A 14,450-nucleotide genomic window follows, 5' to 3' on the forward strand; every position below is an offset into this window, starting at 1 on the left:
CGCTGATGTTCGATGGTTCCAAGGGAATTGCCAGGAGAATTGCCAAGAGAATTGCCAAGAGAATTAGCCAAGGGACCTGCAAAGGGAATTGCAATGAGCAAACAGGCCGAATTTGCGGTCATTCTGAAAATGAATCCCATGTTCACCGACCTCGGTGCGGACGAACTGCAGCGCTTGTCCAATCTCTGCCACACCCAGCATCTGGCGAATGGTGAAGTGCTGTTCCAGAAGGGCGATCCCGGCGATGCGCTGTTCGGCGTCCGCCGCGGCCAGGTGCGGATCGAAACCGGCGCCTCCGACGGCAGCCGGCTGACGCTGAATTTCATGGGACCGGGAGACCTGTTCGGCGAGGTCGCCGTGCTCGACGGCCAGAACCGCACCGCGGATGCGACCGCGGGCGAGGCCAGCGAGCTGTTCGTGCTGCGACGCGAGGACTTCCTCTCCTTCCTGGAGCGCGAGCCGAAGGTCGCGATCAAGATCATCATGCTGCTGTGCCAGCGCATCCGCTGGCAGAGCGAACGCATGGAAGAGTCCATGCTCCAGCCTCTCCCGGTGCGACTCGCCCGCAGGCTCTGCGCGCTCGCCGCCGATTTCGGTTCGGAGGTGCATATCTCCCAGGAGCAGCTCGGCGTCTTCGTCGGCGCCGCCCGCGAAAGCGTCAACCGTCAGCTCCAGGCCTGGCGCAAGGAGTCGATCCTCGATCTCCAGCGCGGGCGGATCCTGCTCAAGAACATGACCAAGCTGACGTCGATCGCGCGGAATGAGTAGAAGTAGGTAACGCCTACTCCGCCGCCGGGTGCACGATGCTCTTCGGCATCGGGGCGGCCGCCGCTGGCGTTGCTCCGGCTGGCGCTTTCGCGTCGTGCGCGGCCTCCGCATCGGCGCTGTGCACGATCATCCGCTTGCCGAAGCGCCAGATCAGGGCGCCGATGTCATCCATCACCATGAACATCGCGGGCACGAACACCAGCGACAGCACGGTCGAGAAGATCAGGCCGCCGATCACCGCCAGCGCCATCGGCGAACGGAATTCGCCGCCGGCGCCGACCGCGAGCGCGCTCGGCATCATGCCGGCGACCATCGCGATCGTGGTCATCACGATCGGGCGGGCGCGCTTCATGCCGGCGTCGATCATGGCTTCTTCGCGCGGCTTGCCCGCATGGATCGCTTCGATCGCAAATTCGACCAGCATGATCGCGTTCTTGGTCACGATGCCCATCAGCATCAAGATGCCGATCCACACCGGCGTCGTAAGCTGCTTGCCGGTCACGAGCAGGGCTGCGATCGCGCCGCCGATCGAGAGCGGCAGCGAGAACAGGATCGTGATCGGCTGGAGGAAGGTGCCGAACAGCAGCACCAGCACGGCATAGACCATCATCAGGCCGGCGGTGATCGCGGTGGCAAAGCCGTCCGACAGCTCGTTCAGGCTCTCGGCGTCGCCGGAGGGGCTGACCTTCACGCCCTTCGGCAGGCTCTTCATCACCGGCAGCTCGTAGATCTTCCTGGTGGCGTCGCCGAGCGCCGCGGAGCCGACGAGATCGGCGGCGACGGTTGCCTGCCGTTCGCGGTCGTAGCGGTTGATGCTGGTCGGCCCCTGGTCGAGCTTGACGTCGGCGATGACCGAGAGCGGCACGCCGCCCTTCTCGCCGCGCTCGCCGAGCGGCACGCGCAACTGCTCGAGCGTCTTGAGATTGCCGCGCGCGGCATCTTCGAGCTGCACCCGGATCGGGACGAGGCGGTCGCCGACGTCGAACTTGGCAAGCGCAGGCCCGACGTCGCCGATGGTCGCGACACGGATGGTCTGCGACAGGCTTTCGGTCGAGACGCCCATGCGGGCGGCGAGCTCGGCGCGCGGCTCGATGCGAAGCTCGGGGCGCTCCAGCGCGGTTTCCGAGATGACATTGGAGATGGTCGGGATGCGCTTCATCTGCGTCGCGAGCTCGCTCGCGACGTTGTTGACGATGTTGGCGTCGACGCCGGTGACGACCAGCGAGATCGCGCGCAGGCCGTTCTCGTCGAGGAACCAGAAGCGGATGTCGGGGATGTTCTCGAGCTGCTGGCTGATCTCGAATTCCAGCTCGCGCTGGGTGATCTTGCGATCGTGCTTCGGAGTATAGTTGATGATCAGGGAGGCGCGCCGGACCTCCTGCGTGCCCGGCGGGACGCGGCCGCCGTCGACGAACACGCTCTTCACCTCGCTCCGCTTGCGCAGTTGCGCGACGATGTCCTCGGTGACCTTCTCGGTATAGGAGAGCTGGGTGCCCGGCGGCAGCTCGATCGCGAGCAGCGACCTTGCGCTGTCCTGTGCCGGCAGGAAGCCCTGCGGCAACAGCGTGATGCTCCAGATCGAGGCGGCGAAGATGCCGAAGCCGATCAGCACGGTGATGAAGTAATGCCGCACCGACCACGCCACGATCTTGTGGTAAGTGCGCAGCACGCGGCCGGGCGGCGGCTCCTCGTGATTGTGATGCTTGAGGAAATAGGCGGCCAGCATCGGCGTGACGAAGCGCGCGGCAAGCAGCGAGAAGAACACCTGCACCGAGACGGTGATGCCGAATTGCTTGAAGAACTGCCCGGCGATGCCGGACATGAAGCTTGCGGGGGCAAAGATCGCGATGATCGTCAGCGAGATCGCGATGACGGCGAGTCCGATCTCGTCGGCGGCCTCCAGCGCGGCTCGGTAGGGCGATTTGCCCATGTTCATGTGCCGCACGATGTTCTCGATCTCGACGATGGCGTCGTCGACCAGAATACCGGTCGACAGCGTGATGGCGAGGAAGCTGACGAGGTTGAGCGAGAAGCCGAGCAGGTCCATCGCCCAGAATGCCGGGAAGATCGACAGCGGCAGCGAGATCGCGGCGATGATGGTGGCGCGAAGGTCGCGCAGGAACAGCAGCACGATGATGACGGCGAGGATGGCGCCCTCGAACAGGGTCGAGATCGCGGCCTCGTAATTGCCCTTGGTGTATTCGACCGAGGTGTCGATCAGCTTGAGGTCGACATCGGGATAGGCGACCTTGAGCGCATCGATGCGCTTCTGTACGGCGGCCGCGACCACCACGTCGCTGGCGCCCTTGGAGCGCTTGATGCCGAGGGCGACCACCGGCTCGCCGTTGAAGCGGGCGAAGGTGCGGCGGTCGGCGATGGTGTCGGTGACGGTGCCGAGATCGTCGAGCCGGACCTCGCCGCCGCCGAACAGCGGGATCATGGTGCCGGCAAGATCGCTCAGCGTCTTGGCGCCGGCGAGGGTGCGGATCGCCTGGTCATTCTTGCCGATCTCGGCGCGGCCGCCAGCGACGTCGACATTGGTGCCGCGCAGGCTCTGGCTGACGTTGACGGCGGTGAGGCCCATGGCCTGGAGCCGGTCCGGATCGAGCGAGACCAGGATCTCGCGCTCGACACCGCCGATGCGCTCGACCTGGGCGACGCCGCGCACGCCTTGCAGCGCGCGCTTGACCACGTCGTCGACGAAATAGGAGAGCTGTTCCGGCGTCTTGCCGGGCGAGATCGCGGCATAGGTGACGATCGGCAGGCCGATGACGTCGACGCGCTGGATCAAGGGCTCGGTGACGTTCTGCGGCAGGTTCGAGCGCACCCGCGTGACCGCGTCCTTGACGTCGTTCAGCGCGCGGTCGGTGTTGGTCTCGAGCGCGAACTGGATCGTGGTCAGCGACAGGCCGTCGGTGATCTGCGAGGTGATGTGGCGCACGCCTTCGACGCCGGAGACTGCGTCTTCGATCGTCTTGGTGATCTGGGATTCAAGCTCGGCGGGAGCCGCGCCGAATTGCGACACCGCGACCGAGATCACGGGGATGTCGGCCGAGGGCAGCCGCGTCACCGCGAGCTTGGTGAAGGAGACCCAGCCCAGGATCAGAAGGATGATGGAAAAGACGACCGACGGCAGCGGATTGCGGATTGACCATGCCGAGATATTGATAGCCATCAGCGTACTCGCGATCGATCGAGTTCATCGGCGAAGACGGTCTTGATCTGATCGCCGTCATGGAGCGAAGAGCCGGCATCGGCCACGACGATTTCGCCGACGTCGAGACCTTCCAGGATTTCCGTTGCGGTGTCGGACGTCAGCCCGACCCGTACCCGTCGCGTCTCGACCGTGTTTCCTTTGACCACCTGGACGGTGAGATGGTCAATGGCGGTTTTGGGAACCGCAACGCCGCAGCTCCGCTTGGCGTCGATGGAGGCGCGGGCGAACATGCCGACCTTCAGCGACGGATTGTTGGCGACGCTGATCCGAACGCGGCCGAGCTGCGTGGCGCGGTCGATCTCGGGCGAGACCAGCCGGACGCGCCCGATCAGGTCGGGGGCGTCGTCCCGGCTGATCCGCACCGTCGCGCCGGGATTGAGCTTGGGCATATGCACGGCCGGCACCTGCGCATCGAGCTCGATCTCGCCGCCCACGGCGATGCGGAACATCGGGCCCGCCTGCGGCGAGGCCGGCGCGCCCACGACGGTGCGGACTTCGGTCACGAGACCCGCGGCGGGCGCCTTGAGCGAGATCGGTCCTTGCGATCCCGGCCGCGCCGGCTGTCCCGGCATCTGCGGAGGGGGACTCAGCCGCGCCAGTTCCTGGTTCTCGGTGACGGTGGCGCCTTCCGCGACGAAGAGGTCGGTGACGCGTGATCCTTCCTGGTCGGCGGTCACCACGGCCTCGCGACGCGGCACGAAAAAGCCGGTCACACGCACCAGATCGGAAAAGCAGGCATTGGTCGATTTGGTCACGACCACCTGGGCCTCGCCCGGCGTCTCCTTCACTTCCGGGCGGTGCCGGTTCTCGAACCAGTAGTAGCCGACACCGAGCACAACGATGAACAGGCCGGTTCCCGCAGGCTTGAGATATTCGGTGATGTTCATCGCCGGATCATCCTGCCGGGCTCATGGCCGCGAGCTCGCGGCCGCTACGAGAAGAGTTTCCCAGAAACGAAGTTGCGTCCTGCAAGGTCTGCGGGACGCGCGTCGGACAGACGAACTTACACCACATCAGGAACGGTCACTTGAACAATGTGTCGCCTTCACTAGCGCATGATCCGGAAAAGTGTGAAGCGGTTTTCCGACAAGATCATGCGCAACAACAACCTGAAGCGCGATGATGATTCATCCCGATCTCATCGCGCTTTAGCAGGTTCACTTGGACGCGGTGGTCTTGTTCTCCATATTGACGACCTGCACCCGGCGATTGACCTCCGCCATCGGCTGGCTCGGATCCTTCAGCTTGCTCTTGCCATAGCCGACGGTGACGAGATCGGCCGCGGGAATGCTGTACTTGTCGATGAGGTAGCGCTTGATCGCGTCGGCGCGGCGCTCCGACAGGTCCTGGTTGTAGGCCTCGCCGCCAGCGGCGTCGGTGTGGCCGGCCACGACGAAGGTCGAGCCCTTCAGATCGGGGCTGGTGAGCGCACTGCCGAGCGCCTGCACGGAAGGCATCGACTTGGCGCTGATGGTGGCCGAGTTGTAGTCGAAGGTGATCTCGAGATCGATGTTCGGCTTGTCCTTGGCGACGGTTGCGATTTCCTCGCGTTCGCTCGACGAGAGCGAGCGCGTGGCGCGGCCCCGCACGCTCTGGAGCAATCTGGTCTCGGCGGCGCTCGGCGCCGGATCGGCTTGCGGTCCGATCGAGAGGCCGCGCGTCAGGGGCTTCTTCGGCGGCGCCAGCGCCCGCACGATCTGGTCCTCGGTGACGTTGCTGCTGCCGTCCTTGGCGTCGCCCGCGAATGCACTCGACAGCGACAGCGTAAGTGCGGCGCCGATCGTGAGGATCGCGGTCACGCCCTTTGCAGCCAATCTCATTGCCAGTCCCTCCTGCAAAAAATTCCTGCAACAAGCCCGGAAGGGCCCTTGCGGCATCCTTCCCTTGGTCTCCGCGGGGCTCTCAGGGGTTCGAGGCGCAGCGCCCCGATATTTCAAAAAAATATCAACGCACGCCGTAACTTGCGAACTCCTGGACGATGTTCGGGTCCATCGCCTTGGCGTTCGCAATGTCCAGCGCGCCTTCCGAGGCAGAGCCGTTGCGCTGCTTGGCAAGCCCCCGCCCATAAAGCGATGAGGTCAGGCGCGGGTTGATCCTCAGCGCCGCATCGAAATCCGCGATGGCGTTCTTCACTGCCCCCGATTTCAGGTTGACCAGGCCGCGGCTGTCCAGCGCGTCGACGAAGTTCGGGCGCAGCCGCAGGGCCTCGTTGCAATCCTTCAGCGCGCCCTGGAGGTCGCCGACCACGGTGCGGGTCCAGCAACGGTTGTTCAGGGCCTCGACGTCCTTGGGATTGATCCGGATCGTGTCGTCGAAATCCTTGATCGCAAGATTATAGGCGCCCTTGCTGGCATAGACCTGGCCGCGCCGGTAGAGCGCGTTCACGTCGTCGGGGTTTGCCGCGATCTTGGCGGTCAGGCCCTTGATGGTTGGATCGTCGGCCAGCGCGGACTGGTTCGGTCCGGTGTCGGTGCTGCCGCCGGTATTGGGGCTGGTGCCGACGTCGGCCGGCTTCACCGGCGGCTGCGGTGCGGGAATAGCCGCATCAACCTGCGGCTTCGATGACGGTGCAGGGACCGGTGCAGGAGAGGGCGCAGGCGCGGGAGGTGGAGCAACATTCGCTTCGACCTGCGGCTTCGGCGGCGCGGGCGGTGCCGGGGGAGCGGGAGTTTGCACAGGTGCCGGTGCAGGCGGGTTGCTTGCAACCATCGGCGGTGCGGTCACCGGCGGTGCCGGCGGCTGCGCCGTCGCGGTCGGCCGCGATCCGCTGGCGCCGGGAATGAAGGAGAAATCCTCGGCCAGCGAAGACGAAATCCAGGGCACCTGCTCGTTGCGCGAGGCGCGGGTGACGCCCATCTTGGTGCGGTTCAGCGTTTCCTCCGCCATCAGGTCGGGGACGCGGATTTCCTTCAAAAGTTCCTGGACGAACAGGCTGCGGTCACCGCCGGCATCCGAGGTCACCGAGCTCAAGGCCGCTGAATACATCACCAGCGTGCCGTTCGGCGCGATCACCGGGGCGAGGCCCGCGGAGAAGCTGCGGAACCGCCGCTCGAACGGGTTGCGCCTGGAGGCATCGATCAGCGCGATCTTGACGCCGGCGCCGCGGGTGTTGATCTCGCCGAGCACGGTCTCGATGCTGAAGCCGTCGCGGCGCACGTCGGACTCGGTCCAGATCTGCGCGTCGACCGGGATCATGTAGCTCTGGCGTGCCGACTGGATGCCAAAGCCGCTGTAGAACACCAGCACGACCGCGCCGGGCTTGACCTTGCTATAGAGCTTGTCGAAAGCGCGCCGCATACCGTCGCCTGTCAGATTCTCGCCGACATCGACGGTAAAGCCGTCATGCTTGAGCTCGTCGGCGACGTCGCGTGCGTCGTTGATCGGCTCCTTCAGCGGGCTGTCGGCGTCTGGATATTTGGCATTGCCGATGACCAGCGCATAGCGGTCGCCTGCGGCAAAGGATGGGGCGGTCAGGACGACCGAGAACGTCAAGAGCAGAAGCGAAAGAAAGCGAATCTTCATAACGAGCGCGGTCCAGCCAAAAAGGCGCCGTTCACAAGCCTTGCGCCGCGGCGACCTTAACTTACGCAATTTGCATTATCAAACCGGGGGGTGGGGGCGTCAACCGCTTGGAGAACCGGCATTATCGCGACAATTGATCGCGAAGCTGCGCGAAAGACGAAAGGGACTGAAGCGGCTGTCACGACATCGCTCGATCGAAGGGGTGGCCCGGCGGACATACCTCTTAGCTCGGCCATCGCGACGAAAATGTGATCGGCCTCAGGTGGGGCGGCACGAGGGGCGGCGTTTGACCTTTGCGTCCGGCGATGGCTTGGTGCGCTTGCGACCGATCTCAGGCTCCCCTCAACGAAAAAAGTGCAAGCATGGGAAACCTCCACGAAGTCTACGCGCTGCGCTACGCGACGATGTCGCCCCGCACCCCCCACATGAACTTCCTGTCGCCGGACCCGCACGAGAGCACCGCGCAGGACCTCGACTATTTCGTCTGGCTGATCCGCGGAGGCGGCCGCGATATCCTGGTCGATACCGGCTTCAATGCGGAGGAAGCCACCTTGCGCGCCCGCAAGCTGACGCTCGATCCGGTGGACGCGCTGGAGCGCTTTGGCGTCAAGGCATCAGCCATTGCCGACATCATCGTGACGCATCTGCACTACGACCACGCCGGCAATCTCGATCGTTTCCCGAATGCCCGCTTCCATTTGCAGGAGCGCGAGATGGCTTACGCGACCGGCCGCTGCATGTGCAACGGCCTGTTGCGACATCCGTTCTCGGTCGAGCATGTCACGCAGATGGTGCGTCATGTCTATGGCGAGCGCGTCAGCTTCTATTCCGGCGATGGTGAGGTCGCGCCTGGCGTCACCGTGCACCGCGTCGGCGGCCATTCCGACGGCTTGCAGGTGGTCAGGGTCGAGACCGCGCGCGGGCCCATCGTGCTCGCCTCCGACGCCGCGCATTACTACGCCAATCTGCAGCGGCGCAGCCCATTCCCGATCGTCTACAATGTCGGCGACATGGCCGCAGGCTGGGAAACCGTCGAGCGCCTCGCCGGTCATCCCGATCGCTTCATCCCCGGGCACGATCCGCTGGTCACCGAGATCTATCCGCGTGCCAGCGACAAGGTCGATGCCTGGGCGCTGCATCTGCCGCCGACGCGGTCGTTCGCGAAGTAGAAACCGGTGTAAATCCCTCATCCTGAGGAGGCCGCGCAGCGGCCGTCTCGAAGGATGCAGGCCAAGATGCAGCACCGGGGCCTTCATGGTTCGAGACGGCGCTTCGCGCCTCCTCACCATGAGGGTCAACTAGGTCGCGCACTTATAGACTCGCGCCGCAGTCGGGCGCGTATGGTCCGCTATGCTCCTGAAAGCAGCGCGAAAACGAACATCGCCGGAGGTCCGGGTCGGGCACAATTGCGACCCGCGTCGGAAATCCAGACGCGCGTTGAGTTCAAGTTTTGTTGCAGCGCCCGCGCAAAACCACAGGCACCCGATGGCGCACAAAGCAGTGCGACCGGTGCTGCGCGTCGCCGCATGGAGGGGGCGTGGTGGACGCGATTGGAGACATTGGCAGATGCCGATAATCGACACGAACGTCTTCACCCAGATCGCGAAAGGCAACGTTCAGGCCGCCGAGGCGCTGATCCGGATGCTCAGGGACTCCGGTTCGCGGCCGGTCTATGTCGCGCGCGCCGCCTACAATGAACTGGTGCTGGGCTCTCCGACGCAGGCGCTGCGCGAGGGCTGCCGCGCCATCATCGATGACCTGGAGCTCGCACAAATGACCGGCTTATCCGGAAAAATATCGCGACTTTCAGATGATGCAGGCGGATTTCACCGGCATGCAGATCACGACGCAGAACAAGGACTCGCACTGGGAGGAAGAGCTCGGCATTCTCGGCGTGCGCGGCCGGATCGAGCATTTCATTCGCTCGGCCGAGGTGGTGCTGATACCTAAGCTGCACCATGTCCGCCGCTAATGGCCCAAGGCTGCCGACTTGGGCTTACGTTGACAGTGCATTCAATTCGTCTGGCCTCATCGGCTTTGAGAGAATTGAGTGCACTGTCACCCGAATCCCGAGAAAGGCCGGCGGTGGTGGTGGTCCATAGCAAGGTCGCATGCTGCCGCCCCTCGCTACGCCTCGCCCAACTACGGGCAACGTGTCAATCCCTGTCGCCGGATCTCATCTTCCTCGATCCGCTCGTAGCATTGTGCGCGAACGGCAACATGAACGACAACGCGAGCATGTCGCTCGTCATGCGCGATGGTGGAGGAATGTAGACACAGACGGCTTCACGATCGGATTTGCCTCTCCCCACATTGCGGCAAGAGGCGAAAAACGCTCGACCCGTTCTGACGGGTGGCCGTGATGGAAGGCCGATGGCCGGGTTGGCTACGAAGCTGGCTTATGCGCACCAGGGCGTACGCAGGCGATATCTGGCACCGCCGTCCACGGCACTGTACCCAGACTATGGAAGGCGGAGCAAAGTCACCCAAGGAAAGCCAATGGTATCGAACGCCGGCCCGAATCTAGAGCGTGTATGGCAAGCGATAGCAGTCGGGCCGACCAAAATCACGAGATGCTCATAGCTGGCAGGCTTGTCTTTCGAGGCGTATGCGATGAGATCGCCGGGCTGAAGCTTGGTCAAAATATTATGTCTTGTAAGTGGCAAATCTCTAGGCTGGAACTGGGGCCCCACCACTGTTGCCTGCCTCGCAGAAACCAGATGCGGCACCATTTCAGGTACCGTGTCTCGACCATAGGCGCCAGCTTGCTTAACGTGCGGGGCTGTCTGTAGTGGTAGGCCGCCGCCCTGAATGTCGATCCCCCCGACCTTCATGGCCGGCGGCCGTCCGATGCAGCAAGAGATAAAGTGAGTACAATCCTCCTCTCCAGCTACAGCGCCGATCTGGCTGAATGGAAGGCCGGGTGTTATATTCACACCATTTATTACCTTCGGATATCCGGTTTTGGTAGCTATCCGCCCGTCCGATGTGATTTTGTCGTGGAACATGCCCGCGTAAATTATTGCGAACATTCGCTTGTATATCCCGACAGGCGGAGGTGGTGCTGGGAGTTTCTTAATCACATCCATTGCTATGTTGATCAAATTCATGGTGATCGAGCCAACAATGCCGTCACCGACAATGCTATTGCGTGATTGAAATTCGACGATCCGCGCCTTCGTCCTAACTCCGAAGATTCCATCTGTCTTGAGAAGCTCGTTCGCAGTGTCGAATTTGGGCTGCTTAAACTGGGCTATCGTATTAAGAGCGTTTTGAAGGTGTTTGACATCTTCGCCGCTCATTCCCATGGACAGTTGCCTTGTCATGTTCGGCCTGTTCCATCTGAAGTGGTCGGCACATTGTATAGCATGGACTTGGCTTGCTGCGTATCCTTCCGGTGCCCGTTTATGTTCCTGTTTTCGTCGGCGCGTCAGTTGGAGGACATGACAGCGGCGCTTCGAGAGCGGGTGCGCTCGCCGCATGGCAATAGGAAGAGCGCGATCGATGACCCGGGCGCAAAATGAGGTGAACACTGCGTCGATGCAGTCGTCAGCGGTACTCGCAACCGTTGGCTTCGTCGTCGTTGCATGCATGCTTTCGATCAATCCCATTGTCGCATGCGCCAGCGCCGGGGACGTACCCTCGTTCTCGCTCGCCTTCTTTCGCTGGGCATCATTGCGCTCGGGTTGATACCGTTCGCAGTTTACGAAATAAGAGAAAAGTGGGCGATGATCGCACCGCGGACAGGGATGATCGCGGCAGCGGGATTCTGCGGCATGTTCCTGTGCGGAGGTCCCGTGTATTGGGACGCCAATACAACAACGGCGATCAATATCGGCCTGATCATGGCCGCGCGGCGCCGGTCAACGTGCTCCTGATCGCCTGGTACTTCGGTCTGGAGAAAATCAAGCCGGTCCAGCTGATCAGCCTTGCTGTCGCGCTGCCGGGCGTTGCCCTCATCCTCTTTCACGACTCACTGCAAGCGCTGGCCTCCGTCAGCTTCGTCACCGGCGATATCATCATGCTGATCGCCATGCTCGGTTGGACTACAAGCCCCGCTGTCTACCACTACGTTGGCGGTTTGCTCATTCTTGCAGCCGTATGGCTCAGTCTGCGACGCTAATTTTTCTGACTGCGAGAGGTCGGCGCGCTTCGTCAACTCGAAGCGACCGCGTAGACGTGCCGTTAGGGGCACTTCCGGTTATGTGGAGGTTTTTGACGTGTGGTCAGCGGCTGATGCTGGGTGCGACCGGGAAACAGCAAGCGTTGCTCCGGCGTGACGCCGCTGTCATGCCTGGTCGGTCGCACCTTCCACCATTGTCGCAACAGGTCGAGGACCTCCGCCGGCAGCATCACATGGCGGTCCTTGCGCCCCTTCGACTGCACAATGCGGATGATCATCTGCACGCTGTCGATGTCGCCCGCTCGCAGCCGCACCACCTCGCCGGCGCGCAGCCCGCAGCCATAGGCGAGCGTCAGCATCGCTTGCGCCTGCAGGCTCGTCGCCATGGTCAGGACACGCTTGACCTCCTCGGGGCTCAGCACCGGCGGCAGGTTCTGCGGCTCCTTGATGTGCCAGACCTCGGCTGCCAGATCGTGGCGGCGCAGCGTGACGCGGAACAGGAACCGCACGCCGGTCATGATCCGATTGCGGTTGCAGATACTGGCACCGCTCTCGATGAGGTGCAGCTGAAAATGCCGCACCTCATCGGCTGTCGCCGTATCGGGTGAGCGCTTGAGCCAGGCGGCAAACCGCTTGCAGCTTTGGATGTGACTGCGTTGCGTGTGCGGGTTGAGCTTGCGCGCAGTCATATCTTCGATCATACGCTGACGCAGCTGACTGACGGTGTTGGTCTCGCTCATGGGGAGCTCCATCCTGGGTGAGGTTGACGGCACCTCGATTCTCAGGACGGAGCTCTCCAACGGCTATTGGGATCCTCTCGACTGACTACCGCCTTATCGGCTCTTGCCCCCGCGCAGCGGGCTGGAGCGCAGCGACTTTGTGCGATGGCCCCAAGGCGAAGATCGCGACGGCGTCCGGCACGTCAGCAGTTGAGGCCAGACCGGACATTGCGGAGACACGGCCAACTCGACACGAATGACCAGAGCCGAACCCGCACTGACCGCCAAGACAGCGGTGAGGCTTTCTGACACCACGCGACTCGGGATGCTATAATCTGGTCGTGGCCCGCCGTTGGAGGACCAAATGAGACGGCGCGATCTCATCGCATTTGTCGGTGCGGCGAGTGTTCTTGCGTCATTCGCCGCCGCCGCGCAGCAGCCCAAAATGCCGACCATCGGCGTTCTTGTTGTCGGATCTCCCGCCTCGGAGCGGTTTTGGCGGCTCTTTCAGCAGGATATGCGCGAGCTCGGCTACATCGAGGGAAGAAACGTTCGATACGAATTTCGATCGGACGCGGGGCAGACAAGCCAGCTTCCCTCTTTGGCTGAGGAGCTGGTGCGGCTCAAGGTGGACCTGATTGTCGCCTGGTTCACGCCGGCAGCCCTCGCCGCCAGGCAGGCAACTCATCAGATCCCGATTGTGATGGCACTGGTGGGCAATCCGGTCGAGACCGGGCTTGTCGCGAGCGTCGCCCAGCCGGGAGGCAATATCACCGGCATGGCGGCCATCGGTGCGGAACTGGCAGGCAAATTGGTTGATGTCGTCCGCGAAGTGATTCCCGCAGCGCGTCGCATCGCGGCGCTGGCCAATGTACCAGATCCCTTCTCAAAGCCATTTTTGCAGCGGATCGAGAGCGACGGGGCAGCTGCTGGGGTCATGATCAATCCCGTCATGATCCACGGCAACGCCGAGCTCGACGCTGCCTTTTCGGCATTGGACCAGAAGCCTCCGGATGCACTGATCGTCCAGCCCAGTTTGCCCATCCGGCGGGTTGCCGAACTGGCACTCCGGTATCGGGTGCCAGCGGTGTCCTTCATTCGGGATTTCGCCGACCAAGGCGGCCTACTGAGCTATGGGTCCGACGAGGCCGACGCGTACCGAAAGGCCACAGTCTACGTCGACAAGATCCTGAAAGGCGCCAAGCCCGCCGACCTGCCCGTGCAGCAGCCAACGAAATTCGAGCTCGTGATCAACCTGAAGACAGCGAAGGCGCTCGGCCTTACCGTGCCGCAATCGTTCCTCATTCGCGCGGACGAGGTGATCGAATAGGCTTTGCTTGCTGCGGCGCATGGGTCCGCAAGTGTGCCCGTCTGCGAAGTTGCTCCCCGTTTATCGGAGGTCCGCTCATCGCGCCCCAGCCGACCAGATTTGCTCAACCTGAGTTCTTCTCAGGATGACCCATAGCGTCCTTGAGCCGCGCCAGTGCTTAGACCGCTTGAACCTGGGGCACCTACTCTGTCGGCTGTGCTGCAGGGCTACGCAAGCTTCGCCGGCGACATCCGCGCGGTGCTGACGAGGCAAGATATTTCGACTATCCTTCAATGCGGACCATCAAGGCGGGGCAGGACGGGGCCCACGAGAGGAGATCGATGAGCACAGTAAAAAACGCTCTGACCCAGAAGAGTGGCGCCCTGATCCATGTTCGTTCCGGCGACATGGTCGTCGAAGCCTTGCGCCAGATGCGCGACAACCAGGTCCGGTCGGTGCTGGTCATCGACGACGACGTGCTGGTCGGTATCGTGACCCAGGGTGACTGCGCCATCAAAGTGCTGCTGCCCGGGCTCGATGCGAAGCAGACGCCGGTGGGCCAAGTGATGACGGGCAACCCGGTGACGGTCAAGCCGGACGATCGGTTGGAGGGCTGCATGGCAATGATGGCTCAGCGCGGCTTTCGCCATCTGCCAGTGCTGGACGCGGGCAAGGTCGTGGGCGTGATCTCGATCGGAGACGTCGTCAAGAACATCATCCGGGATTTGGAGCACAACGTGGACGACCTGATGGGCTACATCATGAAGGACGGCCCCGGGGGCTGACAGACGA

12 protein-coding genes are annotated in these 14,450 nt (G+C 63.0%); 6 read left to right on the plus strand and 6 right to left on the minus strand.

The features are described from left to right. Window positions 1–93 precede the first annotated feature (93 nt). Window positions 94–768 (plus strand): Crp/Fnr family transcriptional regulator, encoded by a 675-nt coding sequence (locus QA640_RS02315; protein ID WP_283039171.1) that lies wholly within the window; start codon window positions 94–96, stop codon window positions 766–768. A 13-nt stretch (window positions 769–781) separates the two neighbouring features. On the opposite strand, the gene QA640_RS02320 is transcribed toward QA640_RS02315, so the two are convergent. The 4 genes from QA640_RS02320 to QA640_RS02335 form a co-directional block, all read right to left on the minus strand. Next, window positions 782–3,943: an efflux RND transporter permease subunit gene (locus QA640_RS02320; RefSeq protein WP_283039172.1), complete on the minus strand. Its 3,162-nt coding sequence runs from the start codon at window positions 3,941–3,943 to the stop codon at window positions 782–784. Beyond that, on the minus strand, window positions 3,943–4,872 hold the full coding sequence (locus tag QA640_RS02325) for an efflux RND transporter periplasmic adaptor subunit (RefSeq protein ID WP_283039173.1): 930 nt from the start codon (window positions 4,870–4,872) through the stop codon (window positions 3,943–3,945). The genes QA640_RS02320 and QA640_RS02325 overlap by 1 nt, the downstream gene beginning before the upstream one ends. Window positions 4,873–5,142: 270 nt before the next feature. Next, window positions 5,143–5,805: an OmpA family protein gene (locus tag QA640_RS02330; RefSeq protein WP_283039174.1), complete on the minus strand. Its 663-nt coding sequence runs from the start codon at window positions 5,803–5,805 to the stop codon at window positions 5,143–5,145. Window positions 5,806–5,929: 124 nt separating this feature from the next. Then, window positions 5,930–7,507, minus strand: a complete 1,578-nt coding sequence (locus QA640_RS02335) for a caspase family protein (protein WP_283039175.1) — start codon at window positions 7,505–7,507, stop codon at window positions 5,930–5,932. A gap of 362 nt (window positions 7,508–7,869) precedes the next feature. Here QA640_RS02335 and QA640_RS02340 point away from each other — a divergent pair, with 362 nt between their 5' ends. Both QA640_RS02340 and QA640_RS02345 read left to right on the plus strand, forming a co-directional pair. After that, window positions 7,870–8,676 (plus strand): N-acyl homoserine lactonase family protein, encoded by an 807-nt coding sequence (locus tag QA640_RS02340; protein ID WP_283039176.1) that lies wholly within the window; start codon window positions 7,870–7,872, stop codon window positions 8,674–8,676. 641 nt (window positions 8,677–9,317) lie between these two features. Beyond that, window positions 9,318–9,479 carry a hypothetical protein gene (locus tag QA640_RS02345; protein ID WP_283039177.1) on the plus strand — a complete coding sequence of 54 codons (162 nt, stop codon included), beginning with the start codon at window positions 9,318–9,320 and terminating at the stop codon, window positions 9,477–9,479. A gap of 490 nt (window positions 9,480–9,969) precedes the next feature. Here the strand turns inward: QA640_RS02345 and QA640_RS02350 are convergent, their stop codons facing one another. Then, window positions 9,970–10,833 (minus strand): peptidoglycan-binding protein, encoded by an 864-nt coding sequence (locus tag QA640_RS02350; protein ID WP_283039178.1) that lies wholly within the window; start codon window positions 10,831–10,833, stop codon window positions 9,970–9,972. 395 nt (window positions 10,834–11,228) lie between these two features. On the opposite strand from QA640_RS02350, the gene QA640_RS02355 reads away from it, so the two are divergent. Continuing rightward, window positions 11,229–11,630, plus strand: coding sequence for a hypothetical protein (locus QA640_RS02355; protein WP_283039179.1), 402 nt, complete (start codon window positions 11,229–11,231; stop codon window positions 11,628–11,630). A 62-nt stretch (window positions 11,631–11,692) separates the two neighbouring features. Here QA640_RS02355 and QA640_RS02360 read toward each other — a convergent pair whose 3' ends face one another. Further along, window positions 11,693–12,370, minus strand: a complete 678-nt coding sequence (locus QA640_RS02360) for a tyrosine-type recombinase/integrase (RefSeq protein ID WP_283039180.1) — start codon at window positions 12,368–12,370, stop codon at window positions 11,693–11,695. A 343-nt stretch (window positions 12,371–12,713) separates the two neighbouring features. On the opposite strand from QA640_RS02360, the gene QA640_RS02365 reads away from it, so the two are divergent. Next, complete coding sequence (locus tag QA640_RS02365; protein ID WP_283039181.1) at window positions 12,714–13,679, plus strand: ABC transporter substrate-binding protein; 966 nt, start codon at window positions 12,714–12,716, stop codon at window positions 13,677–13,679. 272 nt (window positions 13,680–13,951) lie between these two features. Beyond that, window positions 13,952–14,443 carry a CBS domain-containing protein gene (locus QA640_RS02370; RefSeq protein WP_283039182.1) on the plus strand — a complete coding sequence of 164 codons (492 nt, stop codon included), beginning with the start codon at window positions 13,952–13,954 and terminating at the stop codon, window positions 14,441–14,443. Window positions 14,444–14,450 lie beyond the last annotated feature (7 nt).

The sequence above is a fragment of the Bradyrhizobium sp. CB82 genome, from assembly GCF_029714405.1.
GTDB lineage: Bacteria > Pseudomonadota > Alphaproteobacteria > Rhizobiales > Xanthobacteraceae > Bradyrhizobium.

What these genes read in the sequence shown, in the direction of transcription:
- QA640_RS02315 (WP_283039171.1), top strand. Translation starts at nt 94, where the DNA reads ATGAGCAAACAGGCCGAATTTGCGGTCATTCTGAAAATGAATCCCATG.
- QA640_RS02320 (WP_283039172.1), bottom strand. Translation starts at nt 3,943, where the DNA reads ATGGCTATCAATATCTCGGCATGGTCAATCCGCAATCCGCTGCCGTCG.
- QA640_RS02325 (WP_283039173.1), bottom strand. Translation starts at nt 4,872, where the DNA reads ATGAACATCACCGAATATCTCAAGCCTGCGGGAACCGGCCTGTTCATC.
- QA640_RS02330 (WP_283039174.1), bottom strand. Translation starts at nt 5,805, where the DNA reads ATGAGATTGGCTGCAAAGGGCGTGACCGCGATCCTCACGATCGGCGCC.
- QA640_RS02335 (WP_283039175.1), bottom strand. Translation starts at nt 7,507, where the DNA reads ATGAAGATTCGCTTTCTTTCGCTTCTGCTCTTGACGTTCTCGGTCGTC.
- QA640_RS02340 (WP_283039176.1), top strand. Translation starts at nt 7,870, where the DNA reads ATGGGAAACCTCCACGAAGTCTACGCGCTGCGCTACGCGACGATGTCG.
- QA640_RS02345 (WP_283039177.1), top strand. Translation starts at nt 9,318, where the DNA reads ATGATGCAGGCGGATTTCACCGGCATGCAGATCACGACGCAGAACAAG.
- QA640_RS02350 (WP_283039178.1), bottom strand. Translation starts at nt 10,833, where the DNA reads ATGACAAGGCAACTGTCCATGGGAATGAGCGGCGAAGATGTCAAACAC.
- QA640_RS02360 (WP_283039180.1), bottom strand. Translation starts at nt 12,370, where the DNA reads ATGAGCGAGACCAACACCGTCAGTCAGCTGCGTCAGCGTATGATCGAA.
- QA640_RS02365 (WP_283039181.1), top strand. Translation starts at nt 12,714, where the DNA reads ATGAGACGGCGCGATCTCATCGCATTTGTCGGTGCGGCGAGTGTTCTT.
- QA640_RS02370 (WP_283039182.1), top strand. Translation starts at nt 13,952, where the DNA reads ATGCGGACCATCAAGGCGGGGCAGGACGGGGCCCACGAGAGGAGATCG.